Below are 26,324 nucleotides of genomic sequence, written 5' to 3'. Positions count from 1 at the left end.
AATTCAGCAATCTAGCAGCAGAGTGACGGCCTGCAACGCTTGGGCTCGGCGTTCTGCCCAGTCACCCTGGATCACTTGAACAGATTGCCGATGCTGCTCCAGCCACGCTTGAGTCGCGTTGAAAAAAGCCCGGCGTTGATCCAGCTGCGGCTGACAGCGCTGGCCATCGTCGGTCCAGTCGACGAGTTCAGGCGACAACAGCAAGTGCAAGTCGTAATGCCGGGCCAGCAGCGCTTGTTCGAGCCAGGCCGGGCAATCGCTGAACAGGGTCTGGCTCCAAAGCATGTTGCTCAGCAAGTGCGTGTCGAGAATCAGCAACGGTGGCGCAAGGGCGCGGGCATCATCTTCCCATTGCAACTGGCCGCGGGCGATCTCGGGGATATCCGCGAGGCAGGTGTCCCGTGCCTCCTGTTCAATGAACCAACGCACGTATTCACCCACCAGAACGCCGCCGAATTGCTGTTGCAGCTCGGTGGCGAGCCAGCTCTTGCCGCTCGATTCGGGGCCCGTGAGCACCAGGACTTTCATGTGCGCAACGCCGGGTCGGCGCGCCACGACCGCCAGCCTTGCACCGCCAGCAGGGCGAAAACCCCATAGAGGGCGGCGGTCAGGTACAGCTCTTTGTAGATGAACAGGCCAACGAAGATGACGTCCAGCGCGATCCACAGCGGCCAGCATTGCAGGCGTTTTTGCGCCATCCATAACTGTGCTACCAGGCTGAAACCGGTCAAGGCGGCGTCGAGCCAGGGTTGGGCGGCGTCGGTCCAGTGAGCCATCGCAGCCCCCAGCAGCAGGCTGCCGACCGCGCCCACGGCCAGCCCGAGCGCGACGGATTGGCCATCGAGCAGGCTGACGTGCCGCCCGTCATGCGTCACGCCCGCGCGAGTCCACTGCCTCCAGCCGTAAAGCTGCAACGCGGCGTAGATCACTTGCAGCAACATGTCCGAATACAGCTTCACCTCGAAAAAGATCCAGCTATACAGCAGCACCATGACCAGACCGACCGGCCAGCACCAGGGGTTCTGTTTGACCGTCAGCCAGACGGCAATCACACCGAGGGCGGCGGCAAACAGTTCAAGCCCGGACATGGAGGATCCTTGGGGAAGACGAAAGGGGGGAGGATTGTAGCGGCAGGCGCGGCCAAGTAGAACCGGCTTGCGCAGTCCGGTGTAGCAGCTGCCGAGCCTGCGAGGCTGCGTTCGGTGTGGGCCGCATTCGGACGAAGCCGTCGTAAATTCTGCGCACACGGTCTATCTGGAACCGGCGTCGTCTGATTTCACGACTGCTGCGCAGCCGAACGCAGGCTGCGCCAGCTGCTACAAATGATCAGACGCGAAACTGCTTGAGCAACCCGTTCAACTGTTCGCTCAATTCCTTGAGATGAACACTGGCCACGCTCGACTGCTCGGCCGCCAATGCCGTGCTGTGGGACAACCCGGCGGCCTGGGTGACGTTCTGATTGATGTCTTCCACCACATGCGCCTGCTGCAAGGTTGCACTGGCAATCGAGGCATTCAAGCCGTTGAGGTTGCGCAAGGCCTGGCCGATGGCATTCAGGCTGGCACCGGCCAGGCCGGCCTGCTCGATGGTCAGTTGCGAGGCGCGGCTGCTGTCGCCAATGACCTTGACCGCCGCTTCGGAATGGCTTTGCAGGCGTTCGATCATCGACTGGATTTCTGCCGTCGACTTCTGGGTGCGCTGGGCCAGCAGGCGCACTTCATCGGCGACCACCGCGAACCCTCGACCTTGCTCACCGGCCCGGGCGGCTTCGATGGCAGCGTTGAGGGCCAGCAGGTTGGTTTGCTCGGCGATAGAGCGAATCACTTCCAGGACGCTGCCGATTTGCGTGCTTTCGTCGGCCAGCGTACGAATCACTTCCACCGCTTGATCGATGGTCGAAGACAGCTTGTCGATCTGCTGCAGGCTGCCATCGATATTGATCTGTCCCTGCTGCGCCTGAGATTCGGCATCGCGCATTTCACTGGCCGCGTGCTCGGCGTTTTTCGCCACATCCTGCACGCCGTAGGTCACTTCGTTGATCGCGGTCGCCACCAGTTCCATTTGCTGGGACTGCTGCTGGCTGCGTTGCTGGGCTTGTGCGGCGTCGTTGCCCAGTTCGCTGGAAGACTGGCCCAGCGCGCCGGCGGACACTTGCAACTGATTGATCACCAGGCGCAGCTTGGCGGTAAAGGCGTTGAAGTGTCGGGCCAGTTGCGTGACTTCGTCCTGGCCGTGGGTATCGAGGCTGCGGGTCAGGTCGCTTTCACCGCTGGCGATATTGGCCATGGCATTCACGGTTTCCTGCAACGGGCGCACGATGCTGCGGGCAATCATGATCACCAGCAGCGCCATGATCAGGGCAATCACCAGGCCGACGAAAGACGCCTTCCAGACTTGCGCATTAAACTCGGCCTGCATGTCGTCGATGTACACGCCCGAGCCGATCACCCAACCCCAGGGCTCGAACAGTTTGACGTAGGAGGTTTTTTCCACCGGCGCACTGGCGCCCGGTTTCGGCCAGCGATAGTTGACCATGCCGGCGCCCTTGGCCTTGGCGATGGCGGCCATTTCGTTGAACAGTGCAAAACCGTCCGGGTCGCGGATCGTCGAGAGGTTCTGGCCTTCAAGTTTTGGGTTGGTCGGGTGCATGACCATGACCGGCGTCAGGTCGTTGATCCAGAAATAGTCATTCTGGTCGTAGCGCAAACCCCGCACGGCGGTCAGTGCCTGCTGTTGCGCGGCGGCGCGGGTGAGGGTGCCGGCGGTTTCCAGGCCGTGGTAGTAGGTCAGGATGCCACTGGCGGTCTGCACCACATGCTGGGTCTTCTGGGCCTTGGCCTGAAAGAGGTCGTCGTGGATCTGCTTGAGCATCAACACGCCCAACGTCAACAGCATCACCACGGCCACGATCAAGATAAGCCACAAGCGTCGGCTGATCGACACACTGCGCAAGCTGTTCATAACGCTGTTACTCCGTTTTCTTGTTCTTGTCATAAACGATCGCCAGCATCCAACCACACGTTGCCGATCGGGCCTATCCTACTCAGGTCCTATTACGCGGCAGCGTAAATGAGGCTTGTCTGATAGGATTTCGGCCCCGCGCGGAAAAACCTGAGTCCAAGTCGATTTTTCACGGAATTTTTACGGTTTTGTGTGGATCTTGTGCGCGCGGGGTTTCAGCGCACGCTGATCGCGAATAACGCTCTACAAATTATTAACGGGGCATGCCTGGGGGCATGGCTTCTTGGGGGAATGATGGATCTTTGGACAGCCTTTCAGGCATTGATTTTAGGCGTTGTAGAAGGGCTGACCGAGTTCTTGCCCATTTCCAGTACCGGGCACCAGATCATTGTGGCGGACCTGCTCAATTTCGGCGGCGAACGAGCGATGGCCTTCAACATCATCATTCAGCTCGGCGCGATCCTGGCGGTGGTCTGGGAGTTCCGTCGCAAGATCCTCGACGTGATCATCGGTTTACCGACGCAGCCCAGCGCTCGACGCTTTACCGCGAACCTGTTGATCGCCTTCATGCCGGCCGTGGTATTGGGGGTGATTTTCGCCGACCTGATCCACAAGTACCTGTTCAACCCGATCACTGTGGCCAGCGCATTGGTCGTGGGCGGGATTATCATGTTGTGGGCTGAACGCCGGCAGCATGTCGTGCATGCCGAAAGCGTCGATGACATCACCTGGAAAGAGGCCCTGAAAGTCGGTTTCGCCCAGTGCCTGGCGATGATCCCGGGGACCTCGCGTTCCGGTTCGACGATCATCGGCGGTTTGCTGTTCGGGTTGTCGCGCAAGACGGCCACCGAGTTTTCGTTCTTCCTTGCCATGCCAACCATGGTCGGCGCAGCGGTTTACTCGGGCTATAAATACCGCCATCTGTTTGTGCCGGCTGATTTCCCAGTGTTCGCCATCGGCTTCGTCACCGCGTTTATCTTTGCGATGATCGCCGTCCGGGGCCTGCTCAAGTTCATCGCCAGCCACAGCTACGCGGCATTCGCCTGGTATCGCATTGTGTTTGGCCTGGTGATTCTGGCGACCTGGCAGTTCGGTTGGGTCGACTGGACCGCGGCCAAGCCATGAGCGATGCCGCCGCACGCAACAACCCCGGGCGCAAGCCCGGGGGAGCGATTCAAAACCTGCGGTTGAAATTGCTGGTGTTCGTTTTGCTGTGCGCAGTGCCGTTGTTTGGCTCGGTGTCGCTGTGGCTGCGCGGGGTGTCGGTGATTCCCCTGGCCGCCTATGGCATCGTCAGCGTGCTGGCGTTTTTCCTGTACTGGGGCGACAAGCACAAGGCCCGCGCCGACAGCTGGCGCACGCCGGAGAACGTCTTGCACGCGGTGGAACTGGCGGGCGGTTGGCCGGGTGCCTTGCTGGCCCAGCAAGTGTTTCGGCACAAGACCCGCAAGGTTTCGTTTCAACTGGTGTTCTGGCTCATCGTGCTGATGCATCAGGTGTTCTGGATCGACCAGTTGTTTCTGGGTGCTCAGCTGTTCGCGCTGTTCTAAAGCTGTTTTAAAGCAGCAAGCCGATCTGCGTGCGCTTGGGCAACTTGCTCACAACCAGTTGGTGGGAACGTTGCAGCAAGCCTTGCAGCTCTTCGGTGCCCAGCGGGTAGGGCGTGTCCATGATGATCCACTGCGCCCGGGCCAGATACGGCGCCGGGTGAATGCCCGGTCGGTCGCAATGGCCCAGGAACAGGTCCTTGTCGACCTTGAAGGCCAGGGACTGGCCCCGCAGGTTCTGCAAGGCGAACATCTTGCTCCCGGCAATCGAAAACACCCTTACGCCCCCCCACTTGTAATCCTCCCGCGCGCCGGGCAGCGCCAGGCAGAATTGCGCGACATCCTCTTCGCTCATTGGTCTTGCCTTCATAACAGTCGGTCCCCACAGGCATTGAATGATTCGATCAAATGGTCGATCCAGGCGCGTACTGCCGGCATTACCCCGCGCCGATGAGGGTAGACCGCTTGCAGCCAACCGCCCGGCAATGACCAGTCAGGTAGCAGCTGCACCAGCGAGCCGTTTTCCAGTTCCTGCTCGCAATACATCATCGGCAACACGGTGAAACCCAGCCCGGACAGGGTACACGCCTTGCGCACGAGAAAATCGTCGATGCCCAATCGGGCTTCGAATGTCATTTCACAGGCCTTGCCCTGCTGGTCGAGCATCCGCAGATGCACCAGCCGATCGGCTTCCAGTGCGCCCAATATCGGTACGTTTTTCAAGTCGTCCGGGGTCTTGATCTGCCGCTCGCGAAGAAACGCCGGGCTGGCGACCATGACAGTCTGCGCCTGACGTAAGCGGCGGGTGACCAGCAGTGGGTCTTCATCTCCCAGTTCCCGCACTCTCAAGGCGACATCGACGCCTTCGGTCACCAGATCAACCCGGCGATTGAGCAGCAGCATCTCCAGCTGAACCTGCGGGAATTTCTCCAGGAACTTGCTGATCACCGACGGGAACATGTCGTGGGCCAACCCCACCGGGCAGGAAACCCGCAGCCGCCCCCGGGGTTCGCTGGACATGCTGGCCACCGCTTCGTCGGCCATCTCAGCCTCCAGCAGCATCGCCTGACAGTGCCGCAAGTAGCGCTCGCCCACGGCGGTCAGGTTGAGTTGGCGGGTGGTGCGTTGCAGCAGGCGCGCGCCCAGGCGTTCTTCCAGTTCGGCGATGCGTCGTGACAACCGAGACTTGGGAATCCCGAGCAAACGCCCGGCCGCCGCGAAGCCGCCGGCCTCGACCACCTTGGCGAAGTAGTAGAGGTCGTTGAGATCTTGCATGATTTAAATCCAGCTGTTCTATCAGTGGGACGAACTATCGCATTATTGCCAGCTAATCAGCTATTGGTTTCGTTGGTAGGATTGTTTCCATCAGATCGCCGGGTGGCGATCCTCACCTTGGAGATCCCACATGAAATTACTGCATATCGATTCGAGCATTCTGGGTGACAACTCGGCTTCCCGTCAGTTGAGCGGTGAAGTCGTCAAAGCCTGGCAAGCCGCCGAGCCTGGCGTTGTGGTGACTTACCGCGACCTGGCCGCCGATGCCATCAGCCATTTTTCCGCCGCCACGCTGGTCGCCGCTGGCACCGCCGCTGAGCTGCGCAACGCCGCGCAACAGCATGAAGCCGATTTGGGTGCGCAGGCCCTGGCCGAATTCCTCGCCGCCGATGCCGTCGTGATTGCAGCGCCGATGTACAACTTCACTATCCCGACCCAACTCAAGGCCTGGATCGACCGCATCGCCGTAGCCGGCCAGACTTTCCGCTACACCGAAGCCGGCCCTGAAGGCCTGTGCGGCGGCAAGAAAGTGGTGATCGTTTCGACGGCTGGCGGTTTGCACGCTGGCCAACCGACCGGCACTGCTCATGAAGAGTACTTGAAGGTGATGTTCGGCTTCCTCGGTATCACCGACATCGAGTTCGTCCGCGCCCATGGCCTGGCCTACGGTGATGAAGTACGCAGCAAAGCCATGAGCGACGCTCAGGCGCAAATCAGCGAACAACTGTTCGCCGCCGCGTAAGGCTTGCGTAAAGTCGTAAACAGCTCGGGCAATACCCCTGAAACTCTGTATTCTGGTCATCGTGATGGCCAGGTACAGAGTTTTTTGTTTCTGGCGGCGATCAGTTTCTGGCCCAGGTTATGCAGTCGAGGGTTAATATCTGCGGTCAGGTAATAAGGTGGGGCATCCCATGGTGCGTCTTTGTGCAACATTACTGATTTGCCTGTTCGGCAGCCTGAATTCAGTGCACGCCGCGCCTGTGCTGTTTCCTCACTGGAGCGTCGGTTTCCATGAGATGACATTCCTCGACCCGCTGGACTTGCAGCCGATGCGCGCCATCGCCTTTTATCCGTCCAGTGAGAGGGAGCACTCCAGCAAGCTCGAGGGCTACACGGTCGAAGCCGGTGAAGACACCAAAGTCGCCATCGGACGCTTCCCGATGTTGATGCTGTCCCATGGCAACACCGGAACCCCGCTGGCCCTGCACGATCTGGCCACCTCGCTGGCACGCAAGGGGTTTGTGGTGGTGGCGGTGATCCATCCCGGCGACAACTCCAAAGACCACAGCCGCCTCGGCACCTTGAGCAATCTTTACGGGCGGCCGATCCAGATTTCCGAAGCCATTACCGCGACCTTGGGCGACCGTATGCTGGCGCCCTTCGTCAATGCCGATCAGGTCGGGGTGATCGGCTATTCGGCGGGCGGTGAGACCGCGTTGATCCTGTCCGGCGCCACGCCGGACCTGGACCGTCTGCGCCGTTATTGCCATGAGCGCCCGGACGATCATGATGCCTGCAACACACAAGGTGAATTGATCGTCGACCGCGATGACTTGCAGCCTGTGCCAGACCCACGAGTGCATGCCTTGTTGTTGATGGCACCGCTGAGTCTGAAGTTCGGCCGCCAGACCCTGGCCGACGTGCATGTGCCGGTGCTGCTATACAGCGGCGATGGCGACAAACTGGTGGCGTTCGACAAAAACGCCGCAGCGCTGGCGCGCAAACTGCCGACTGCACCGGATTTCAAATTGCTGGCCGGGGCAGGGCATTTTGTGTTCCTGGCACCGTGCAACGAAGAACAGATCGCCGCCATGCCGGCGCTGTGCACCGATGCCGACGGCGTCGACCGCAAGGACATTCACCGCAACCTGATTTCCGAAGCCGGACGTTTCTTTTCCCATGCCCTGGGCAAACCGAGTCGGGCCGGCATGCAAACTGCCGATCAATAAACTCCCACAAGAGATTTACAGCAGGCTTTAGACCATCGCCCGGTGTTTCAGTAACAGGGTCAAACCGAGCCCGGTCACGGACAACAACGCCGCACTGAAGAAAATCCACGCATACCCCAGGTTCAACGCCACCGCGCCCATCAACGGCCCGGCAATCGCCAGCGCCAGATCGAAAAACACCGCATAAGCACTCAAACCCGCGCCGCGACTGGAATTGGGCACCTGCTTGATCGCTTCCACGCCCAGCGCCGGATAGACCAGCGACAGGCCGAAGCCGGTCAGGCCTGCGCCAATCAAGGCGTAAACGGTCGAGGGCGCCAGCCACAACAGGATCAGCCCCAAGGTTTCAATGCTCATGCAGGCAATGGCCGAGGTGAAGCCGCCGAAACGGCTGATGCTGGAAATGAACAACAGCCGCGACAGAATAAAACACACCCCAAACACCGTCAGGCAGTAAGCCGCTCCCGTCCAGCTACGACTGGCGTAATACAGGGTAATAAAAGTGGTGAGCGTGCCGTAGCCGATAGACGCCAGGCTCAGGCTCGCGCCGAAAGGGGCAATGCGCCCGAATACCGCCCAAAACGGCAGCCGCTCGCCGCGAATCACTGGCACCGAGGGTTTGTTGCGGATCAACAGCAGTGCCAACAGGGCCAGTAACGACAGCACGATCCCGAGGCTGGCGAAGCCCAATTCAGCCACCATCACCACGCCCAACGGTGCGCCGATGGCGATGGCGCCATACGAGGCAATCCCATTCCAGGAAATCGACTGCGCTGCGTGTTCGGCACCGACTTTGCCCAAGCACCAACTGACGGTGCCGACCGCGATCAACCCTTGGGCAATCCCCAGCAACAACCGGCCGGCGATCAGGATGATCAGGCTCAACAAAGGGAAACTTTGCAGCAGGGTCGATATCAGCGTCAGTACGCCGCTCAACACAATCCCCGACAACCCGTAAACAATCGCCCGTTTGGTGCCGACGCTGTCTGACAAGCGCCCGGCCATCGGACGGCTGAGCAGGGTGGCCAGGTATTGCGAACCGATGGTCAGCCCCGCAACGATGGCGCTGAACCCCAACTGTTCATGCACATACCCCGGCAACACGGCAATCGGCAGGCCGATGCAGAGGAAGGCAATAAAGCTATAGAAAACGATGGAAACGATCTGCAGGGTGATCGCCATGGAGCTTTGCGGGGGCAGTTGCTGCACAGACATGAGTGCTCGTTCGCGGGCGGCGGTAGGAGAACTGCATCATGGCGCGGGCGTGAAATAAAAGAAAGCAGGCTAACGATGTGGATGACAGATCGGCAGTAAGTGGATCAACCTGAAATGCAAAAAGCCCCGTCACCAGGACGGGGCTTTCCATTTGCAGCCAGAAGCCGCCTTACATCAACACACCCTGACTACGCAGGTAGTCGTCATAGGTGCCGCTGAAGTCGATCACGCCATCGGCGCTCAACTCGATGATGCGGGTGGCCAGGGACGATACGAACTCACGGTCGTGGCTGACGAAAATCAGCGTGCCCGGGTAGTTCTCCAGCGCCAGGTTCAGCGCCTCGATGGATTCCATGTCCAAGTGGTTGGTCGGTTCGTCCATTACCAGCACGTTCGGCTTTTGCAGGATCAGCTTGCCGAACAGCATGCGACCTTGCTCACCACCGGAGATGACCTTGACCGACTTGAGGATCTCGTCGTTGGAGAACAGCATACGCCCGAGGGTGCCGCGAACCAGTTGCTCGCCGCCCTGGGTCCATTGGCCCATCCAGTCGAACAGGTTGCAGTCGTCTTCGAAGTCGTGCGCGTGGTCCTGGGCGTAGTAGCCCAGCTCGGCGGCGTCGGTCCATTTCACGGTGCCGGCGTCCGGGGTCAGTTCGTTGACCAGGGTGCGCAGCAGGGTGGTTTTACCGATACCGTTCGGGCCGATGATCGCCACGCGCTCGCCGGCTTCAACGGTGAAGCTGAAGTCCTTGAACAGGGTCTTGCCGTCGAAGCCTTTGGCCATGCGCTCGACGATGACCGCCTGACGGTGCAGCTTTTTGGTCTGCTCGAAACGAATGAACGGGCTGACACGGCTCGAAGGTTTGACTTCGGCCAGCTGGATCTTGTCGATCTGCTTGGCGCGGGAAGTTGCCTGCTTGGCTTTCGAGGCGTTGGCCGAGAAGCGGCTGACGAACGATTGCAGTTCCGAGATCTGCGCTTTCTTCTTGGCGTTGTCCGACAGCAGTTGCTCGCGGGACTGGGTCGCCACGGTCATGTACTCGTCGTAGTTGCCTGGGAACAGGCGCAGCTCGCCGTAATCCAGGTCAGCCATGTGGGTGCACACGCTGTTCAGGAAGTGACGGTCGTGGGAGATGATGATCATCAGGCTGGAGCGCTGGGTCAGCACGTTTTCCAGCCAGCGGATGGTGTTGATGTCCAGGTGGTTGGTTGGTTCGTCGAGCAACAGCACTTCAGGATCGGAGAACAGCGCCTGCGCCAGCAACACGCGCAGTTTCCAGCCCGGCGACACTTCACTCATCGGTCCGAAGTGCTGCTCGATGCCGATACCCAGGCCCAGCAACAGCTCGCCGGCACGGGACTCGGCGGTGTAGCCGTCCATTTCGGCGAATTCGGTTTCCAGCTCGGCCACGGCCATGCCGTCTTCTTCGGTCATTTCCGGCAGCGAGTAGATGCGATCGCGCTCGGCCTTGACCTTCCACAGCTCTTCGTGACCCATGATCACGGTATCGATCACGGTGAATTCTTCGTAGGCGAACTGGTCTTGACGCAATTTACCCAGACGCACGTTCGGCTCAAGCATGACCTGGCCACCGGACGGCTCGAGATCGCCACCGAGGATTTTCATGAAAGTCGACTTGCCGCAACCGTTGGCGCCGATCAGGCCGTAGCGGTTGCCCGCGCCGAATTTGACCGAAACGTTTTCGAATAGCGGCTTGGCGCCGAACTGCATCGTGATGTTAGCTGTGGAGATCAATTACTTTACCTATCAATGGGTTGCGAGCTGCGCATTTTGGCGCTTGGGCCATACCTGGGGCGTTTTGGAGTTTCTCCATCTCTCCCCAGTCACCGCTAGACTTCAACCGGCGCGCATAAGTCGAGAGCAGCATCTGGACGCTTGTCCAAGCTGTTGGGCAATAAAGGCGGGATTCATGCCAGACATTCTGCATATTGTCGCATAAGTGTGACGGCAGTTGTACGGCGCGCGATAACGTGTCGCGAGCTTCTTCAGGTTGGCCCCGCTGCTTGGGTCTGCCCGAGGGGATGGTTCGTCCTGGTGGGTGGCGAAACGCTGCGCAAATCCTTGATTACACGCCAATGTTATTTTTGTTCAGCGTTGTGTTAGGGACACTGGGCGCTGCTCTGGGTAAAGTCGGCAGCGCTTGCCCGGCCAGGTGTCTTTCAGAAGGATTGCTGAATGGCCAGCACTTGGTCAGGGTGGGCACCTATTCGGATTCGCCTCTGCGGGTGGGACGATATAGCTGCTCGGTAATTGTTCCCGAAAAAATAGTCTCTACCGGCCCGATGAGAAAGACCGGGCCCACGCCATCCCATTGAACCGTTACGGTGCCGCCATCACATTCAACCTCAACGGAATGGTCTAATAAACCACGACGAATTCCGCTGACAGCGGCGCCACAAGAGCAAGAGCCTGAACCAAGCGGAATACCACCCCAGCGCTCCCAAATGCGCAACCGTATGTGTTGTCGGTTAATGATCTGGACGAAATGCACGTTCGTCCTGAGAGGAAACAGTGGGTCGGTTTCAATGGTCGGTCCGAGGGTCGCTATATCAATGGCTGTCAGATCATCCACAAAATAGGTGCAGTGAGGATTGCCCATGCTGCAAGCTGCCGGGCCACCAGCCAGTGGCAAAACAGCAGTGTCCAGTTCCTGAGCCAGGGGAATATCCGACCAGCCGAAAAGCGGCTCGCCCATGTTGACCGAAATTGCGCCGGCTGAAGTTCGTTCGCAAGTGAGTAGGCCACGGTTGGTTCGCAGCGCTATCGAAGTCATACTGGATTCGCGCATCAGCATGTCCGCGGCACCCCGCGTTGCGCTGCCACAAGCATCCAGCGTGGAGCCATCTGCATTCCAAAACATCAAGCGGGCATCGGCATCATCGCAATCAAGCACTGCTGCGAGTTGATTGAATCCGACGCCTCGGTTCCGATCACCCATTCGCCGAGCCAAACTACTTGTCACTGGATTGGCCGAGTTTCGCGAGTCCACAATGACGAAGTCATCGCCATTGGCGTGCATTTTATGAAAACTCAGCGGCATAAATAGATCCTGGGCGAACTGGCGTTTGAGAACGATCTAGCCCCAATCACATAACCTTTGCAAGCCGTGAGCGGGTAAAGAAAAACACCGGCCCTCGAAACCGATAACGATTGATCGACTCTTGAATTAGTATTCCATCCCCCACCCAAGGAACATGGAAGTGAGAAACAAATTCGCAGCAGGTATGTTCTGTTTCCTGACGATTGTGACGGCTCAATACGCTTACTCCAGCGCTACGGATGAGTCCGCCGAAAACGCCTCATTGCTCTGCAAAATCCTCGATGGCAATGATGCCTTGACCCAGGCCTCCGAATTCTCGGCCGAGGATCGTACGGTCAATATCTCGGTAGACCGTTCTCCAGAGGACGCCAAAAAGCTTTGCCCGGAAATCAGCGCCATCGTCGAGTATCACGAGATGACTTTTACGCAAGGCTGGACTGTGCAGATCACTTCTCCAGACAGTGGTTATGACGTTGTTGCTATCTGCCCACTGTAATGATGGTGGTTGTCCTGTACGCCAGTGATCAGGTGCAGTGGAATGTGCTGTTGCTCATCAATGCATGTGATTTCGAAACTGCCCACTATTTGAGGGGGGCGCTCACTCAGCCCGGTCGACTCTTCTTCCTTTGCCTTAGCCATTCTCGCGTGGTTCGCTGCGATTTCGTTGAGAGTTGACACGTTACATCTCCCGGTGACTGACCAAGCGTATCGCTGGAGTCCTTAAACGTTAATGTGAATGCCGCCGCGTCAGAATTACGTCGTTCTGGGGCCGCTATCGCCGGCATGTGCAAACCCTAAGCCAGACATTGACGCGTATTCCGCGCCACGCTTTCCATGCGACGAATGGTGTCGCGCGATGTTCAGATAGGTTCGATCAGTCCAGGGCCATCGTTGTGCACATTGCCCACGGCTTGATCAACCTTGAACCACTCGAATGTCTCGGCCGGCTCGCCCTGCGACAGTACTATCTGCTCGGCTCGCTCTTTCGGCGTGGCCGGGTCCAGCCATTCCCGGGCCAGTTCGGCATTCAGCGTCACCGGCTGGCGATCATGAACATCCACCATGCCGCCCTTGCTGTCGGCGGTGATGATCACGAAGCCGTCATGTTCGTCCGGCTGATGTTCGTACCTTGGGTATTGACCGATCGCCGCGCACAGGATCGGTGCGCGATCCTTGCGGCGGATGAGGTAGGGCTGCTTCTTCGGGCCGCCCTCGTAAACCCATTCAAACCAGTTATCGATGGCAACGATCGCCCGGTGCGGCCATATGGCTTTGAAAAATGGGCCGTGACTGACTTTCTCGACCCTGGCATTGATCGGCATAGGGTGTTCTTCGGACCAATGCGGCCGCCAGCCCCAGCGAACCCTGTCGGCGTGCAGCACGTCGCCTTCCTGGTGGAAGAGGGCGAGCTGAGTCGTCGGTGCGGCGTTGTAGAGCTCGAATGGCTGATCGCCGGCATTGTTGACCAAGGCGTTGGGCATGCTCAGCGCCTTGACGAAGTCGTGAATGCCTCGGTACTGCGAAAGTCGTCCGCACATGGCTGAGCCCTCATGCTTACATCTGAGCTTAGACGATCCTTTGAACTAATAGGGCGTTAAAGCCGCGTGGCGTTTTGGCGGGCATGATTAGACACATTTTCACAGTTGAAGGTTAACTATTGGTTACAAAGTATGGCTAAAATGACATCTTTCGCCCCCATGTCGATTGTCGGCATGGCTCAAGAACGCGCCATCGGGACGCACTTTGTTCATTTCAGACGTGTGACGATTTCCGTGAAACTCATTATTGCCGCTATCTATGTCATCTCCATCGCGTATGTGCACTTGCGCGGTAAGGTGCGCCACAAACCAGGCCGCCAACTAAGCGACCACTCGACGTTTCTGGCGCCGATCAATTGCTTCCTTTATATGTTCTCGAAAATCCCCAATCGGCCTTATCTCAATCCGGCGGACTTTCCTGACTTGAGCCCTTTGCAGGCTCATTGGGAAGAGATTCGCGCCGAAGGCCAGAACCTGCTCAAGGCCGGGGAGATCAAGCGCTCGAATCAGTACGACGACGTTGGTTTCAACTCGTTTTTCAAAAGTGGCTGGAAGCGTTTCTATCTCAAGTGGTATGGCGACAGTCACCCATCGGCCGCGAAGCTCTGCCCGCGTACTACTGAACTGGTGCAAAGCATTGGCTCGATCAAGGCAGCGATGTTTGCCGAACTGCCACCGGGTTCCAAACTGGTCCGCCACCGCGATCCGTATGCCGGCTCGTACCGTTATCACCTGGGGCTGGAAACGCCGAACGATGCCGGTTGCTATATCAACGTCGACGGTGAAAGCTACCATTGGCGTGACGGCGAAGCGGTGATGTTCGATGAAACGTTCATTCATTACGCTGAAAACAGCACCCAGCAGAACCGCATCATCCTGTTCTGCGACGTCGAACGGCCGATGAAGTATCGCTGGGCTGCGGCGTTCAACCGCTGGTTCAGCCGCACAGTGATGGCGGCGGCGGGGGCACCGAACGATGCGGGTGACAAGACCGGTGCTATCAACCGTTTGTTTGCCAAAATCTACACGGTTCGCCTGCGCGGCAAAGCACTCAAAAAGCGTAACCGCGCTCGCTATTACCTGGAGAAGTGGGCGATTTTTGGCGGGTTGCTGGCGATTTTTGTGCTGATCTGAGTTTTGCTTTGCGGCGCATTTAGTCATTGCGAGCAGGCCAGTATTTTCACCGCATAACGTATGGGCACTCCAATAACCGATCAGCCACGAGAACGCTTCGTGGCTTTTTTATCTGTGCTCGCTTTGGCTTTTTCTGCCGTTTTACCGGCACTCCTGGCACCGAGGCTGCGCTTGAGCAGTTCAGTCAGATCGATCACATCCGCGGTCCTGCGTTCGTCCTCGCCCGTAGCGGTTTCGACGATTTCGATCTTGCCTTCATTCGCCTTCTGCTCAACCAGCGCCATGATCTTGTCTTCAAAGCTGTCGCGGTACTCCTCGGGTGTCCAGTCGGCGCTCATGTCCTCCACCAGCCGTTTGGCCATCTCCAGCTCGCCCTTGGCCAGGTCTGGCCTGGTCACTTCACTGCCCAACTCCAATTGATCCAGGCTGCGCACTTCGGCCGGCCAGCGCAGCATCACCAGAACCAGGGCCGATTCCAGCGGCATGACGGCCGCCAGGTGCTGGCGGGTATGCAACACCACACGGGCGAGGGCGACCTTGCCGGTTTTGCTGAGGGTTTCGCGTAACAGCGCATAGACCTTGCCACCGCGTTTGTCCGGCGCCAGGTAATAGGGTGTGTCGATGTTTTGCAGGGGGATCTGCTTGCTGTCGACAAAGGCAAAAATGTCGATGGTTTGGGTCGACAGTGGATGGGCCGAGCGAATGTCCTCTTCGCTGAGCACCACGTAACGACCCTTTTCGTACTCGACCCCTTTGACGATGTGCGCCTGGGTGACCTCCTTGCCAGTGACCTTATTGACGCGTTTATAGCCCACCGGCTCCATGCTGCGACTGTCGAGCCAGTTGAAATCGATCCCGTGGGAAGACGTCGCCGAGACCAGCGCCACGGGGATGTGCACCAGACCGAAACTGATTGCGCCTTTCCAGATTGCCCGTGCCATCGTCGTGTTCTCGTCAGCCCATTGATGTTCAGGTGACCTGTTGCCCGGGGGAAAGTTTCAGTCGGCTGCGACCCGCTTTTGCGGGCTGATCGACGGTGCAGTCAACTGGTGTTACATCTTCTGAAGGAGGTTTTAGTTAACAAATCCGAACCCCGGGCGTAGCGTGGCTCTATTCATCCATGAAGCGTTGCACGCGCTTTTAGAGAGGTTTCCATGAACCGATGTGTGTTCGGCGTCATCGCACTGGCGTTGAGTGGCGTGCTAAGCAGCCTGGCCCTGGCCGATGCCGCCGCGCCGCCATCCTCGCCCTTGCTGCTGGCCCAGAACCTGCCGGGCAGCACCAATAACAATCCTTACAACAACCCGATCCGCCGGGCCAATCCCAACAGCATGCAAGGCACGCGACCCGGCATCCCGGTGATCCGCGGGCCGAGTACGGCGCCTGCGCCGCGACCACCGACCCTGGAGAACGGCGGTATCGGCAACCGTTATCCGCAGGATCGCCAGGCTCCCGCCAGCCCACCGACATTCATACCCAATCCACCTCATCGGGACGCAGACACCAGCAACCGTTGAACGGCAGGACAGAGGTCTTGCCAGCCATTTTGACCACAAAAGGAATCGTGCATGTTGCATAAGACCCTCCTGACTACACTATTTGCCGGCGTACTGATCATCAGTGCGCCCGTGTTTGCTGCGCCTGCCCAGGAATTGAAAAGTGAGGAGGGCACCCTTGAGGTCACGCCGATCGTTAAAGGTCTGGAGCATCCCTGGGCGCTGGCGTTCCTCCCCGGTCGCCAAGGGATGCTGGTGACCGAACGGCCGGGCAACCTGCGGGTGGTCAGTGTCGATGGCAAACTTTCGAGTCCGCTCAGCGGTGTGCCTCAGGTCTGGGCCAACGGGCAGGGCGGGTTGCTCGATGTGGTGTTGTCGCCCGACTTCAAGCAAGACCGCATGGTCTATCTGTCTTATGCCGAAGGTGGCGGTGAGGGCGGCAAGGCGGGTACGGCGGTCGGTCGCGGAAGGTTGTCGGAAGACCTGACGGCCCTCAAGGATTTCAATGTGATCTTCCGTCAGGAGCCCAAGCTTTCGGTTGGCAATCACTTCGGCTCCCGTCTGGTGTTCGACCGCGACGGTTATCTGTTCATCACCCTGGGCGAGAACAACGATCGACCCACGGCGCAGGACCTCGACAAGCTGCAAGGCAAGGTCGTGCGGATCTATCCGGACGGCAAGGTGCCGAAGGACAACCCCTTCGTCGGGCAAAAAGGCGTACGCCCGGAAATCTGGTCCTACGGCCATCGCAACCCGCAAGGCGCGGCGCTCAACCCCTGGAGCGGCACGCTCTGGGAAAATGAGCACGGCCCCCGGGGCGGTGACGAAGTCAACATCATCGAGCGTGGCAAGAACTATGGCTGGCCGATAGCAACCCACGGCATCAACTATTCCGGCCTGCCGATCCCGGAAGCCAAGGGCAAAATCGTCGAAGGCACCGTAGGCCCACAGCATGTCTGGGAAAAATCCCCCGGCCTCAGCGGCATGGCGTTCTACGATGGCGATCGCTTCAAGGCCTGGCAGCACAACGTGTTTATCGGCGCGCTGGTGGGCCAGGAGCTGATCCGCCTGCAGTTCGACGGCGACAAGGTTGTTCACGAAGAGCGGCTGTTGGGTGAGCTGAACAAACGGATTCGCGATGTGCGGCAGGGGCCGGATGGTTATCTGTATGTACTGACCGATGAAGACGATGGTGCGTTGTACAAGGTTGGGTTGAAGTAAACAGACTCGCACAACCTTTGTAGCTGCTGGCGTAGCCTGTGTTCGGCAGCTTCTACAGAACGTGTTTCTCCAGTCGCATCGCGTCGGCATGGTCCTGGTAATAGTCATGAATCAGCCCGAATCGCCGATAACCGTTGCGTTCGTACAGAGCGATTGCCATCGGGTTGTCGATGCGAACTTCAAGTCGCAGGCAGGCGCAATCGTGCTCAAGGGCGCAGGCTTCGGCGCGTTCGAGCAATTGCTTGCCCAGCCCACTGCCGCGAGCATCAACGGCGATCGCAATCGAGTACAGACGTGCCCGTGAAGTACCCCGGTGAAACAACACCAGCGCATACCCCACCAATCGCTCGCCACGTTGGGCCACCAGCAGTTGCCCGTGAGCCCGGCTGATCATCCATCGAAAACTGCGCCGGCTGAGCCGGTCGGTGGTGAAGCATTGCTGTTCGAGTGCCAGCAGCGCTGGAACGTCTTCAATGACCGCCAGGCGAAAAACAGGATTCATATGGCCGCCGTAAAAGTTGTGTAACGAAACGGGACTTTCGAAAAAGTTCGTGCTTAATAGGAAAGGTCTTGTTCTCCAACGGATCAATCACTATGTCAGCGGTACAAGGTCATTGGCGCGAAGTATCCGAACAAACGTTGCCGGCGGCAATAACTTCTGCAAACTATTTAAATGCCTCGATCAGAACTTCCAGTCCGTTGATGATAATCGTCGAACGCAAGGAAGACTGGGCCTCATACTTTCCCAGTGAAGACATCGTCACCGCCCAGGAATACCTCGAACAGACCCGTAACAACGAGCAGGGCAAACGGGTTCAGGTGATCAACCTGTGCCGCAGTTACAAGTACCTCGGGCACGGTTATTACTGCTCGCTGTTGGCCGAAGCGCGGGGGCACAAGGTGATTCCGTCGGTGCGGACCATCAGCGAGCTGACCCGAAAGTCCCTGTATGGCCTGGCCCTGGACGATCTGGATAAAACCCTGGAAAAAGCCTTAAGTCATCATGTCTACAGTGACACCGAAGGTTTCACCTTGACCCTGTACTTCGGCCAGACCTCCATCGAGCCATTACAGGAATTGGCTCGACAGTTATTCGAGGTTTTCCCTTGTCCGATATTGTTAGTTGAATTTCGCCGAACTAACGGTTGGCACATCGAAGGTGTAAAGTTTGGCACCTTGCATAAGTTGCGTGAAGATCAGGAAGACCAGTTTGCTAACGCGCTGGATAGTTTCAGTCGCAAGATCTGGCGTCTGCCGCGCTCCAGGCGATTGACCCGTTATGACTTGGCCATTCTGCACGATCCGCAAGAAACATTGCCGCCCTCCAACCCCAAGGCTCTGGACAACTTTGTCAGGGTCGGCAAGATGCTGGGCATCGACGTTGAGCTGATCGAACGCAAAGACTACGCCCGAATCGCCGAATACGACGGGCTGCTGATACGCGAGACGACAAGCGTCGACAACCACACCTATCGTTTCGCGAAAAAAGCCGAGAGTGAAGGCCTGGTGGTGATGGACGATCCGGCGTCGATCCTGCGCTGTACCAACAAGGTTTACCTGACTGACTTGCTCAAGAGCCATCAACTGGGCATGCCGGCCACTGAAATCCTCTACAAGGAGCGACCGGAAGACTTTGAGCGGGTAGGCGAGCGTCTGGGGTTTCCTTTGGTGTTGAAAATCCCCGACGGCTGTTTCTCAAGGGGCGTCATCAAGGTCGAAAGCCAGCAAGCCTTGCTCAAGGCCACCGCCGAACTGTTCGAACACTCGGTGTTGCTGCTGGCCCAGGAGTTCTTCTACACCGAGTACGACTGGCGCATTGGTGTGCTCAACCGCAAACCAATTTTTGCCTGCCAGTACTTTATGTCCAAGGGCCACTGGCAGATCTACAACCACAAGGCCAAAGGCCAGGACATCAACGGCGAATGCCGCACCCTGGCGGTTCACGAAGCGCCGCGCGCGGTGGTTGAACTGGCGGTGAAAACCGCGAATCTCATTGGCGACGGACTCTATGGCGTCGACCTCAAACAGTCCGGCGACAAAGTGGTGGTGATCGAAGTCAACGACAACCCGAACATCGACGCCGGCATCGAAGACGCGTACCTGCAGGACGATCTGTACACGTTGGTGCTGGAAGAGTTCGTCCGGCGGCTGGAGCTCAAACGCCGTGGTCAGGCTTGGTGAGTGGCCTCAACCTACCGAGCTTGTTGAAATTTGGCCATTGACTTGCCATCAGCGTCCGGCTAATTTCCAGCCATGACTTCCACCGTATTGCGCTGCCAGCCAAGCATTATTACCGCCATTCCTTATTTGGCGGGCTAGCTCACGACTGCAGCACCCAACCCGCCCTAGAGGCGGGTTTTTAGTTTCTGTCTCTTGGGCTCCGATCAACGTCAGGAGACGACCATGAACAGCACCCCCGCCCAGCAGAGTTTGCTTGAGCATTACGTGAAAAAGATCCTCGCCGCGCCGGTCTACGAACTCGCCGTGCGCACGCCGCTGCAAGCGGCACCGGCCTTGTCCGAGGCGTTGGGTAATCAGATCCTGCTCAAGCGCGAAGACTTGCAACCGACTTTTTCCTTCAAGATCCGTGGTGCTTACAACAAGCTGGTGAACCTGAGCGATGAACAGAAGGCTCGGGGCGTGATCACCGCATCGGCAGGCAATCATGCCCAAGGCGTAGCGTTGGCGGCTCGCGAGTTGGGGATTGCCGCCACTATCGTCATGCCCTGCACAACGCCGGAATTAAAGGTGCTGGGTGTGCGCAGCCGGGGTGCCGATGCGGTGCTGCACGGCGAAAGTTTTCCGTTTGCCCTGGCCTATGCGCTGGACCTGGCACAGCAAACCGGCCGCACCTTTGTCTCGCCCTTCGACGACCCGGACGTGATCGCCGGGCAGGGCACCGTCGGTATGGAGATCCTTCGTCAGCACCAAGGGCCGCTGGATGTGATCTTTGTGCCGGTGGGCGGTGGTGGCTTGATCGCCGGTATCGCTGCGTACGTCAAATACCTGCGCCCGGAAGTGCGCATCATTGGCGTCGAGTCGGAACATTCCGCCTGTTTGCGGGCGGCCTTACAGGCCGGCGAACGGGTTGTGCTGCCAACCGTCGGCACCTTCGCCGATGGTGTGGCCGTCGCTCAGATCGGCGCGCATGGTTTCGAGGTCTGCCGGTTTTGCGTCGATGAAGTGCTGACCGTCAGCAACGACGAACTCTGTGCCGCGATCAAGAATATCTACGACGATACCCGCTCGATCACCGAACCTTCCGGCGCCCTGGCCGTGGCGGGTATCAAGCAGTACGTGGCGCAAACCGGCGTCCGAGGGCAGACCCTGGTGGCCATCGATTCCGGCGCGAATATCAACTTCGACAGCTTGCGTCATGTGGCCGAGCGCGCCGCGTTGAATGGCGCCCCGGCATAAGGGATGGGCGGATTATTCCTGAACGGCTTTCTCGACGCGGCTCGACGCCGACCAGATCCGGTAGCGCACTTCAACATCATTGGCACGTAGAGCACGATCGGCAATTTGCTGTTGTAGCGAAGCCTGAAGCCGTCACCGACCACCGGCACGAAGTCCTGTTTGCGCTTGCCGTCAGGGCAGGCCATCAGGGTGCTCATCGGGCCGGTGACTTTTTCCAGCCGGTAAAACGGGTAGCCCCAGCCTTCGAGGTTCTTTTCCTCAAGCATACCGCCTAGACGCTGACGGTTGCAGTCGACGGTCAGGGTCTTGCCGGCCAGAATTTCGACCTGGTAGGCGTCTTCCTGTTTTTGCGGGGCGAGATGAATGACCTGGCGGGTAAAGCCGCTCTCTGGTTTGGGATACGGCGCGACGTCTTCGAGTGTCGCGGCCTGGGCAACGGACGACAGAACGGTAACTATCAGCCCGACGGTCGTATTAAAGGGCAAAGCACCCATAATGCCTCCTTGCGTGTGCGTTGGGTCAGCGGATACTGAACAGATGGCCGCATTCTCACTGCCGTCCTCGGTCAATGCAAACCCGCCATCAGAGATGGGTTGCAAAATGCAGGTATTGAAAACTGACCTTTCTTGCATTTTGCATGACGCAATGTGTTGCCATCTTCTCTAAAACCTTGATTTGCCGACGAGCCGCAGGGCGAAATTCCGGGCATGTTTTATGCTGAAGCTGTCTTGAGCTGACCACGGTCCCGTTGAGTCAGCGCTGAAACAAAAAAAACGGTCGGACGTTGGAACGATGAAACCCGCAAGGAAGAAAAGAACGGGTGATCTGAGCTCCGACCGACAATTGATTTTCGATTGGCAATCTCACAATACCGAGAGGGTGGCCATGTTTCTTTCTGCCTTGGAACTACGCAATATCGTTGAAAGCAGTTTTCTTCCGAAACGCTGCCAATGCACGCTATCTCCGGATCTGTCGATGACCGTCAAGGTGTATTCGGACAACGAGACTGACCATCTCGACCTGTGCGTCACCGGCATAGACGCCCATCGCCTCAACGGATGTCGGGAGATTAATCATCTGATCGCCGAGTTACGCACCGACCTTGAGCACAAGACCCATAGCCATTTGCCCAGCACTAAGTCGAAAGCTCATTAGCCGACTGTTTCACCCAATTCGAGCGACACGCGCCGGGTCTGGATAAACCCCAGACCCAGTGCCAATTCCACCAGGATCGCCAGTAAGATACCCGGCCCGGCATGACCATTGAGCCATTCGCCAAAGCCCAGCGCTGCCAAGCCGAAACAGCCAACCATAAAGCCGCTGCATATCGCACTTCTCGCCGCCGAGGGCGGTGCCTGCCGCAGGAGATAAAACATCACCCCAAGCGCACCGAACAGCACCGCACTGCGCCTGGCCACAAACCCCGCTGCGGGCGAATACTCGATACTCCAGATCGCCAGCAACCATTGCGGCATCAAACCCCACACCAGCGCCAGCAGAAAGCAAAGCGCGGCGGTGAACGTTGAAAGCGTGCGAAACGAGAACGGCATGGCGAATCCTTTCGGCGGTAGAGGGGACGCCAAAGCATAGCGTCAGAATCCCCGCAGGCCTACCGCCAAGTGCCGAATCAGAATCGTCTGTCAGCTCTGATAACTGCACGCGTCAGAAAGTTTTCGATAGGTAATTTCCGCAGGCTTGCCCGAGGTGCTATCGATGTACTTCATGTCCGCCGTGACCACTTCGCAGTCCAGCGTCGACGGTTCGGTCATGGAAATGACCTTGCCCACATTCAGCGGCATGCCGTAGTGATAAGGCACGGCCTGAGAGGACGACGTGTCGTTGGCCTGAGCGAAACCGGCGAAAGCGGTGCAGGCGAGGGCGGTGGTCATCAGCAGTGTTCGCATGTTCATGATGGGTCTCCAGTGCAGAGGGGAAGCCAGTTCGATGCAAGAGCGTCGAACCTGCCGCACTGGGCGTCAGAGGGTGCTGAGGGAGTGCGGTCCAGTAAAGTTTTGGACCGCAGGATTAATCGAAGGTTAAGTAGCGGGCTAATGGTTGTTGCGAGCCGGTTGTATGGTTATCTATTCGAGGCGCACAACCTTGAATCCACGTCGATCTGGAGGCGTCTCTATACCAGCGGGTCCTTCCAACTGCCCCCTTCCAGCAACATAGTCATAGACCAGAAACTTCGCCGACACTTCATACCCGATATTAGGAATGACCAGTCGGATCTGCTCTCGTCCGAGGTACAGCCAACGTGGTAGCGCCTTCTCGGCAAAATCGATTCGCTCGACGGTGTGAGTGACAGGGTTCTTGCGTAAAACGACGCCTTTTAGATACGGCGAGCCGTATGCGAAGGCGAATATCAGGCTGGAAGAAACACACTTTGCCAGGAAGACTTCGCCGAAAAAGTCGAAATCCGGGATGTCGGTAAAGGCCGGTTGGATTTTGCTGTCGAGTTTCACAAACAGGCGGTGGCCTTGCGCATTCGTTTCCGCCAGCAAGGACACCTGAGTTCTATCGGCCAAAGGGCAGGTGAGGATTGTCTGGAGTGGTTGCGCGTAGGCCGGGGCGGCTAGCAGTGCCGCGATGATGTACTTCCATGGTGTTTGCATTCGGGGAAATCCCTTCGGTTGTCGGGTCCTACGTTACTGCCCTTGAGTCGTGATAAATCCTAAGAAAGCTTCGTCCCGTTCCTACAGGCTCGGGCGTGTTGTCGTCTTTCGCCGGCCGGCTGCCAGCGTTTACTGTTTGGCGTCGCTGCAAAATCAGCGAACAGGTTTGGTCACCTGTTAACGTCGCACATATTTGTGCCCTCATTCGCACTGCGGACTTCTACGTCTCGTATTGCGTTGTAATGGCGGCTGTGTGCGGGACGCCTTCGGGCGAGCCGATTTGGCGTTATCGGTTGACCAAGCCTGTGCACAGCCGCCACCCATCGTTTGGTCACGGTGCTGGCGATTACTAAATTAATGCCGAGTAATTACTATGCCAACGATAAACCCATTCCCCGAGCGCTACCGTTCAATTAAAAGTGGCCTTACCGACTCAAATCCCTTGGTGATCGACACTGAAGCCAATCCCCAAGACATCCTCGAATCCGCCCTCCAGCGCATCCGAGCCTCCAGCCAGTTACTTGAAACGCTCCACTGCCTGTGCTTCAAGCACGGTGATGTTCAGGACATCCCGCACATTACCCATGCGCTTTATCTGCTGACTCAGGATGGTTACGACCTGCTGCAGGTTGCGCAGCAGCGGATGATGGGCTGGAAAGCGCCTGCCTGACGCCACAGCATGACAAACAAGCCAGTCCGTTATGGTCGCTGGCTTGTTTGCGGGACACACCGAGTCATTGCTGTCCTGGAAACTAAGCTGTCCTCAGTTCACTGCTGCTCGCTTGAGGAATCATCGCGAGCTGGACCTCGACAGTATTTTCTTTTTTCGCCATCCAGCGATCGACGTTGATTTTATGTTCCGGCGCCTGAGTGGCAGAGCCGTAAATGTCTTCGGGCGTCAGTTTAAGGAAGCTCAAGGCGTGCAGCCGTTGCCGGGCGGTATTCAACCGACCTATTTCCGCTCTCAGTAGACTCGCTTCTCGCTGGCTTGCCTGACGATCGTATTGGAAGGCATTGTTCAGTTCAGCTTCCTTCGTCTTCAAACGGTCCTGCATTTCTTGCAGTTGGTAGTAGACCTGATCGTACTCAGTCTTGGTCACCACCGTGGTTCCGCTTTCCTGGGTTTGTTGCCAGCGGCGCAATGTTGCCCAGGCGTACGGAATGTAGGAGGGCACCATGAAGTGATCGCTCATGTGGAACAGTTGCTTCACAAAAGCGGCACGGTCGGGCAAGTCATCGAACTTTTTCAATGCCTTGGTGCAGGCGGCCTCTTCGATGGAGTCGCAACCTGGATCCCAGAGAACTGCGGATTGCTCACGTCCTTTAAAGTGGACGGGCATGAAGTGGTGCAAATTACCATGGTGCTCATATGGCGAACCGCCGGTTCGCGACAGGCCTATGGCGAAAATAAGTGCGCCTAAAGGGGCGGTGACAAAACTGATGATTACGCCGGGCACCCAGATACTTTTGCGAGTGTTCATCCAGGGCGCGGGAACACTTGGGATCGGGTCGTTGTTGTTAACCATGCGGTGATGGGCCAACTCTGCCGCGCCGTTGACGAAGTCTGCGTCGCCGGCTCTTGGGGAGCCGTAGGTGTAGAGAAGGACGTCGTATTCGTTGGGATCACGTCGTAATGCTTCTGCAAGCAAGGTAGCGATCGCCCCACCAAGGCTATGCCCACAGACAATGATCTTTTGGCCCGCGTAAAACTGATCGAGGTAGACTTTGATGAATTCGCTCATTGCTTTAAATGCGTCGTAAAAGCCTTGGTGTGCTTTACCTACACCTTCCACAAATGGAACTTGCTCTGCATCAGTATCCCGAATGAAGTCTGCGCCTTCCAAGGTTCCTCGGACGGCGATCAGAATTATTTCGTCGTGGTGAGTTATGAACGCTTGGGTATCGCTGCCACCTTTGATCTTACCATCATCGAAGAAGTGCCATTTGGCGGGGTGCTCTTGCTTTACACTCGAGTCAGGCTTGTTTTGTTTGTACAGCGTGGGGTCGAATGGCAGGATCTCGAAACGCTTCGAATAAGGTACATCTTCATAAAGTGGATAATAAGCAGTTGTTTGGTCTTTGTTGACTTTCCAAGTTTCTATGAAGCTGGCAAGGCTATTGCCAAACATATACCCAACGCTCGGGTCGAATGGGAATGATACCTTGTCGATAGGGTTTTCGGCTGGTTCTTGGCCGAAGTTGCTGTAGCTCAAGCTGGCAAACAAAGAAAGCTGATACAAGTTCAAGGCGTTGAACTTGTTATCTTTTGAAAACATAGGTCGAAAAGCACGTAGTGGCCGAACTTCTAGGGTCGAGTGTTTGTTGGGAAGAAGGGCGACCCCTGATAAGTTTGACTTTTCCGGTCCGAAACCAAGGTCGCCCATCACCTTTAGTAAATTTTGATTTGGTGGGTATTTACTTTTGGATTCAGGAGGTAAATGACTAATTGTTTCAACAAGATGTCGAACTTCAACGTGAAAGAACTGGTCGGCTTTGGCTTTCGCAGGATTGTTGTCGACGCGCAAACCATCTTTTCGAACGAAACGGGTTTTTTCGGCTCGTACCTGGAGCTCGGTAATTTTTAGTGGATAGTTTGGTCTGGTCATCAGCAGCTTATAATTTTTTTCGTCTCCTTTGTAAGCGCTATCAATAGTGAGGGCTACTGGTCCTTCATAATGGTTTTCAACTTTTGCAAAACCTTCAGCATCTAGAACTCCCTCATGGATTTGCTCTGTGCTATCTACAAGTTTATAGGCGAGACCGGCATAGGGCTTACCATCTCCCGACTCATCCACTAGTTGAAAACTAACCCATGTGCCTCTGAGTGGGCAGGCGGGTTTAGTTTCGTTCAGTAGCGGTTGTGTTGGTTTTTTAACCGGCATAAATGAATT

General features: G+C 57.5%; 26 protein-coding genes and 5 pseudogenes. 12 read left to right on the top strand and 19 right to left on the bottom strand.

Going from position 1 to position 26,324, the window contains the following annotated elements; translation table 11 throughout:
* Window positions 1-3 precede the first annotated feature (3 nt).
* The 4 genes and pseudogenes from FFH90_RS16760 to FFH90_RS30715 all read right to left on the bottom strand — a co-directional run.
* Entirely contained in the window at window positions 4-528 is a 525-nt protein-coding gene (locus tag FFH90_RS16760) for an AAA family ATPase (RefSeq protein WP_064618099.1), read from the bottom strand.
* Window positions 525-1,088 carry a nicotinamide riboside transporter PnuC gene (gene pnuC, locus FFH90_RS16755; RefSeq protein WP_138867629.1) on the bottom strand — a complete coding sequence of 188 codons (564 nt, stop codon included), beginning with the start codon at window positions 1,086-1,088 and terminating at the stop codon, window positions 525-527. The genes FFH90_RS16760 and pnuC overlap by 4 nt, the downstream gene beginning before the upstream one ends.
* 238 nt (window positions 1,089-1,326) lie before the next feature.
* On the bottom strand, window positions 1,327-2,061 hold the full coding sequence (locus FFH90_RS30720) for a methyl-accepting chemotaxis protein (protein WP_370695259.1): 735 nt from the start codon (window positions 2,059-2,061) through the stop codon (window positions 1,327-1,329).
* Window positions 2,062-2,184: 123 nt separating this feature from the next.
* A pseudogene (locus FFH90_RS30715) lies at window positions 2,185-2,871 on the bottom strand (cache domain-containing protein); the annotation flags it as partial.
* 384 nt (window positions 2,872-3,255) lie between these two features.
* Between FFH90_RS30715 and FFH90_RS16745 the strand changes: the two are divergent.
* Together FFH90_RS16745 and FFH90_RS16740 are read left to right on the top strand one after the other, a co-directional pair.
* A complete protein-coding gene (locus FFH90_RS16745; protein WP_026286415.1) occupies window positions 3,256-4,086 on the top strand; it encodes an undecaprenyl-diphosphate phosphatase in 831 nt (276 codons plus the stop codon).
* Window positions 4,083-4,511 (top strand): DUF1294 domain-containing protein, encoded by a 429-nt coding sequence (locus tag FFH90_RS16740; RefSeq protein ID WP_086946410.1) that lies wholly within the window; start codon window positions 4,083-4,085, stop codon window positions 4,509-4,511. The genes FFH90_RS16745 and FFH90_RS16740 overlap by 4 nt, the downstream gene beginning before the upstream one ends.
* 7 nt (window positions 4,512-4,518) lie before the next feature.
* On the opposite strand, the gene FFH90_RS16735 is transcribed toward FFH90_RS16740, so the two are convergent.
* The gene (locus tag FFH90_RS16735) at window positions 4,519-4,878 is read right to left on the bottom strand and encodes an MmcQ/YjbR family DNA-binding protein (protein WP_026286414.1); all 360 of its coding nucleotides are present in this window, start codon (window positions 4,876-4,878) and stop codon (window positions 4,519-4,521) included.
* Window positions 4,875-5,783, bottom strand: coding sequence for a LysR substrate-binding domain-containing protein (locus FFH90_RS16730; protein WP_018926069.1), 909 nt, complete (start codon window positions 5,781-5,783; stop codon window positions 4,875-4,877). Before FFH90_RS16730 ends, FFH90_RS16735 begins: the two co-directional genes overlap by 4 nt.
* A 130-nt stretch (window positions 5,784-5,913) precedes the next feature.
* Here FFH90_RS16730 and FFH90_RS16725 point away from each other — a divergent pair, with 130 nt between their 5' ends.
* Together FFH90_RS16725 and FFH90_RS16720 are read left to right on the top strand one after the other, a co-directional pair.
* On the top strand, window positions 5,914-6,525 hold the full coding sequence (locus tag FFH90_RS16725) for an FMN-dependent NADH-azoreductase (protein WP_064618091.1): 612 nt from the start codon (window positions 5,914-5,916) through the stop codon (window positions 6,523-6,525).
* Window positions 6,526-6,694: 169 nt separating this feature from the next.
* On the top strand, window positions 6,695-7,732 hold the full coding sequence (locus FFH90_RS16720; RefSeq protein ID WP_018926067.1) for a dienelactone hydrolase: 1,038 nt from the start codon (window positions 6,695-6,697) through the stop codon (window positions 7,730-7,732).
* A 27-nt stretch (window positions 7,733-7,759) separates the two neighbouring features.
* Here FFH90_RS16720 and FFH90_RS16715 read toward each other — a convergent pair whose 3' ends face one another.
* From FFH90_RS16715 to dapF, 4 genes and pseudogenes are all read right to left on the bottom strand, one after another.
* Window positions 7,760-8,947 carry an MFS transporter gene (locus tag FFH90_RS16715; protein WP_138867627.1) on the bottom strand — a complete coding sequence of 396 codons (1,188 nt, stop codon included), beginning with the start codon at window positions 8,945-8,947 and terminating at the stop codon, window positions 7,760-7,762.
* A 169-nt stretch (window positions 8,948-9,116) separates the two neighbouring features.
* On the bottom strand, window positions 9,117-10,706 hold the full coding sequence (locus FFH90_RS16710; RefSeq protein ID WP_026286413.1) for an ABC-F family ATPase: 1,590 nt from the start codon (window positions 10,704-10,706) through the stop codon (window positions 9,117-9,119).
* Window positions 10,690-10,961: pseudogene (locus FFH90_RS30380) on the bottom strand (hypothetical protein); the annotation flags it as partial. The gene FFH90_RS16710 and the pseudogene FFH90_RS30380, both read right to left, overlap by 17 nt.
* A gap of 214 nt (window positions 10,962-11,175) precedes the next feature.
* On the bottom strand, window positions 11,176-12,012 hold the full coding sequence (gene dapF / locus FFH90_RS16700; protein WP_138867626.1) for a diaminopimelate epimerase: 837 nt from the start codon (window positions 12,010-12,012) through the stop codon (window positions 11,176-11,178).
* A gap of 154 nt (window positions 12,013-12,166) precedes the next feature.
* Between dapF and FFH90_RS16695 the strand changes: the two genes are divergently transcribed.
* Window positions 12,167-12,508 (top strand): hypothetical protein, encoded by a 342-nt coding sequence (locus FFH90_RS16695; RefSeq protein WP_018926064.1) that lies wholly within the window; start codon window positions 12,167-12,169, stop codon window positions 12,506-12,508.
* Here FFH90_RS16695 and FFH90_RS30375 read toward each other — a convergent pair.
* Together FFH90_RS30375 and FFH90_RS16685 are read right to left on the bottom strand one after the other, a co-directional pair.
* Complete coding sequence (locus FFH90_RS30375; RefSeq protein WP_111453605.1) at window positions 12,478-12,690, bottom strand: hypothetical protein; 213 nt, start codon at window positions 12,688-12,690, stop codon at window positions 12,478-12,480. The two genes, FFH90_RS16695 and FFH90_RS30375, sit on opposite strands and share 31 nt — an antisense overlap.
* Before the next feature lie 182 nt (window positions 12,691-12,872).
* Window positions 12,873-13,550, bottom strand: coding sequence for an SOS response-associated peptidase family protein (locus tag FFH90_RS16685; RefSeq protein ID WP_028940522.1), 678 nt, complete (start codon window positions 13,548-13,550; stop codon window positions 12,873-12,875).
* A 234-nt stretch (window positions 13,551-13,784) separates the two neighbouring features.
* Between FFH90_RS16685 and lpxO the strand changes: the two genes are divergently transcribed.
* Complete coding sequence (gene lpxO / locus FFH90_RS16680) at window positions 13,785-14,684, top strand: lipid A hydroxylase LpxO (protein WP_026286412.1); 900 nt, start codon at window positions 13,785-13,787, stop codon at window positions 14,682-14,684.
* An 80-nt stretch (window positions 14,685-14,764) separates the two neighbouring features.
* Here the strand turns inward: lpxO and FFH90_RS16675 are convergent, their stop codons facing one another.
* Window positions 14,765-15,625 carry a Ku protein gene (locus FFH90_RS16675; protein WP_086944223.1) on the bottom strand — a complete coding sequence of 287 codons (861 nt, stop codon included), beginning with the start codon at window positions 15,623-15,625 and terminating at the stop codon, window positions 14,765-14,767.
* 213 nt (window positions 15,626-15,838) lie between these two features.
* Here FFH90_RS16675 and FFH90_RS16670 point away from each other — a divergent pair, with 213 nt between their 5' ends.
* Window positions 15,839-16,201 carry a hypothetical protein gene (locus tag FFH90_RS16670; protein ID WP_138867625.1) on the top strand — a complete coding sequence of 121 codons (363 nt, stop codon included), beginning with the start codon at window positions 15,839-15,841 and terminating at the stop codon, window positions 16,199-16,201.
* Between the two features lie 51 nt (window positions 16,202-16,252).
* Window positions 16,253-17,401, top strand: a complete 1,149-nt coding sequence (locus tag FFH90_RS16665; protein ID WP_111453608.1) for a PQQ-dependent sugar dehydrogenase — start codon at window positions 16,253-16,255, stop codon at window positions 17,399-17,401.
* A gap of 55 nt (window positions 17,402-17,456) precedes the next feature.
* On the opposite strand, the pseudogene rimI reads toward FFH90_RS16665, so the two are convergent.
* Window positions 17,457-17,903, bottom strand: a pseudogene (rimI, locus tag FFH90_RS16660) (ribosomal protein S18-alanine N-acetyltransferase); the annotation flags it as partial.
* Window positions 17,904-18,103: 200 nt separating this feature from the next.
* Between rimI and FFH90_RS16655 the strand changes: the two are divergent.
* Together FFH90_RS16655 and ilvA are read left to right on the top strand one after the other, a co-directional pair.
* Complete coding sequence (locus tag FFH90_RS16655; RefSeq protein ID WP_168206168.1) at window positions 18,104-19,582, top strand: RimK family protein; 1,479 nt, start codon at window positions 18,104-18,106, stop codon at window positions 19,580-19,582.
* 222 nt (window positions 19,583-19,804) lie between these two features.
* A pseudogene (gene ilvA, locus FFH90_RS16650) lies at window positions 19,805-20,800 on the top strand (threonine ammonia-lyase, biosynthetic); the annotation flags it as partial.
* A gap of 30 nt (window positions 20,801-20,830) precedes the next feature.
* Here the strand turns inward: ilvA and eco are convergent.
* Window positions 20,831-21,312: pseudogene (gene eco / locus FFH90_RS16645) on the bottom strand (serine protease inhibitor ecotin).
* 391 nt (window positions 21,313-21,703) lie between these two features.
* Here eco and FFH90_RS16640 point away from each other — a divergent pair.
* Window positions 21,704-21,973, top strand: a complete 270-nt coding sequence (locus FFH90_RS16640; RefSeq protein ID WP_026286409.1) for a DUF1652 domain-containing protein — start codon at window positions 21,704-21,706, stop codon at window positions 21,971-21,973.
* Here FFH90_RS16640 and FFH90_RS16635 read toward each other — a convergent pair.
* The 3 genes from FFH90_RS16635 to FFH90_RS16625 all read right to left on the bottom strand — a co-directional run bounded on the left by FFH90_RS16635 (window position 21,970) and on the right by FFH90_RS16625 (window position 23,433).
* Entirely contained in the window at window positions 21,970-22,368 is a 399-nt protein-coding gene (locus FFH90_RS16635) for a hypothetical protein (RefSeq protein ID WP_138867622.1), read from the bottom strand. The two genes, FFH90_RS16640 and FFH90_RS16635, sit on opposite strands and share 4 nt — an antisense overlap.
* A 90-nt stretch (window positions 22,369-22,458) precedes the next feature.
* Window positions 22,459-22,728: a DUF2790 domain-containing protein gene (locus FFH90_RS16630; protein ID WP_018926051.1), complete on the bottom strand. Its 270-nt coding sequence runs from the start codon at window positions 22,726-22,728 to the stop codon at window positions 22,459-22,461.
* 171 nt (window positions 22,729-22,899) lie between these two features.
* Window positions 22,900-23,433 (bottom strand): hypothetical protein, encoded by a 534-nt coding sequence (locus tag FFH90_RS16625; protein WP_111453611.1) that lies wholly within the window; start codon window positions 23,431-23,433, stop codon window positions 22,900-22,902.
* Between the two features lie 373 nt (window positions 23,434-23,806).
* Here FFH90_RS16625 and FFH90_RS16620 point away from each other — a divergent pair, with 373 nt between their 5' ends.
* Window positions 23,807-24,103, top strand: coding sequence for a hypothetical protein (locus tag FFH90_RS16620; protein WP_138867621.1), 297 nt, complete (start codon window positions 23,807-23,809; stop codon window positions 24,101-24,103).
* 82 nt (window positions 24,104-24,185) lie between these two features.
* Here FFH90_RS16620 and FFH90_RS16615 read toward each other — a convergent pair whose 3' ends face one another.
* Complete coding sequence (locus tag FFH90_RS16615) at window positions 24,186-26,315, bottom strand: lipase family protein (RefSeq protein ID WP_138867620.1); 2,130 nt, start codon at window positions 26,313-26,315, stop codon at window positions 24,186-24,188.
* Window positions 26,316-26,324 lie beyond the last annotated feature (9 nt).

This window comes from Pseudomonas sp. ATCC 43928, from assembly GCF_005938665.2.
Taxonomy (GTDB): domain Bacteria; phylum Pseudomonadota; class Gammaproteobacteria; order Pseudomonadales; family Pseudomonadaceae; genus Aquipseudomonas.
The sequence above is the reverse complement of the archived record's forward strand: the minus strand, read 5'-3'. Positions and strand labels throughout refer to the sequence as shown.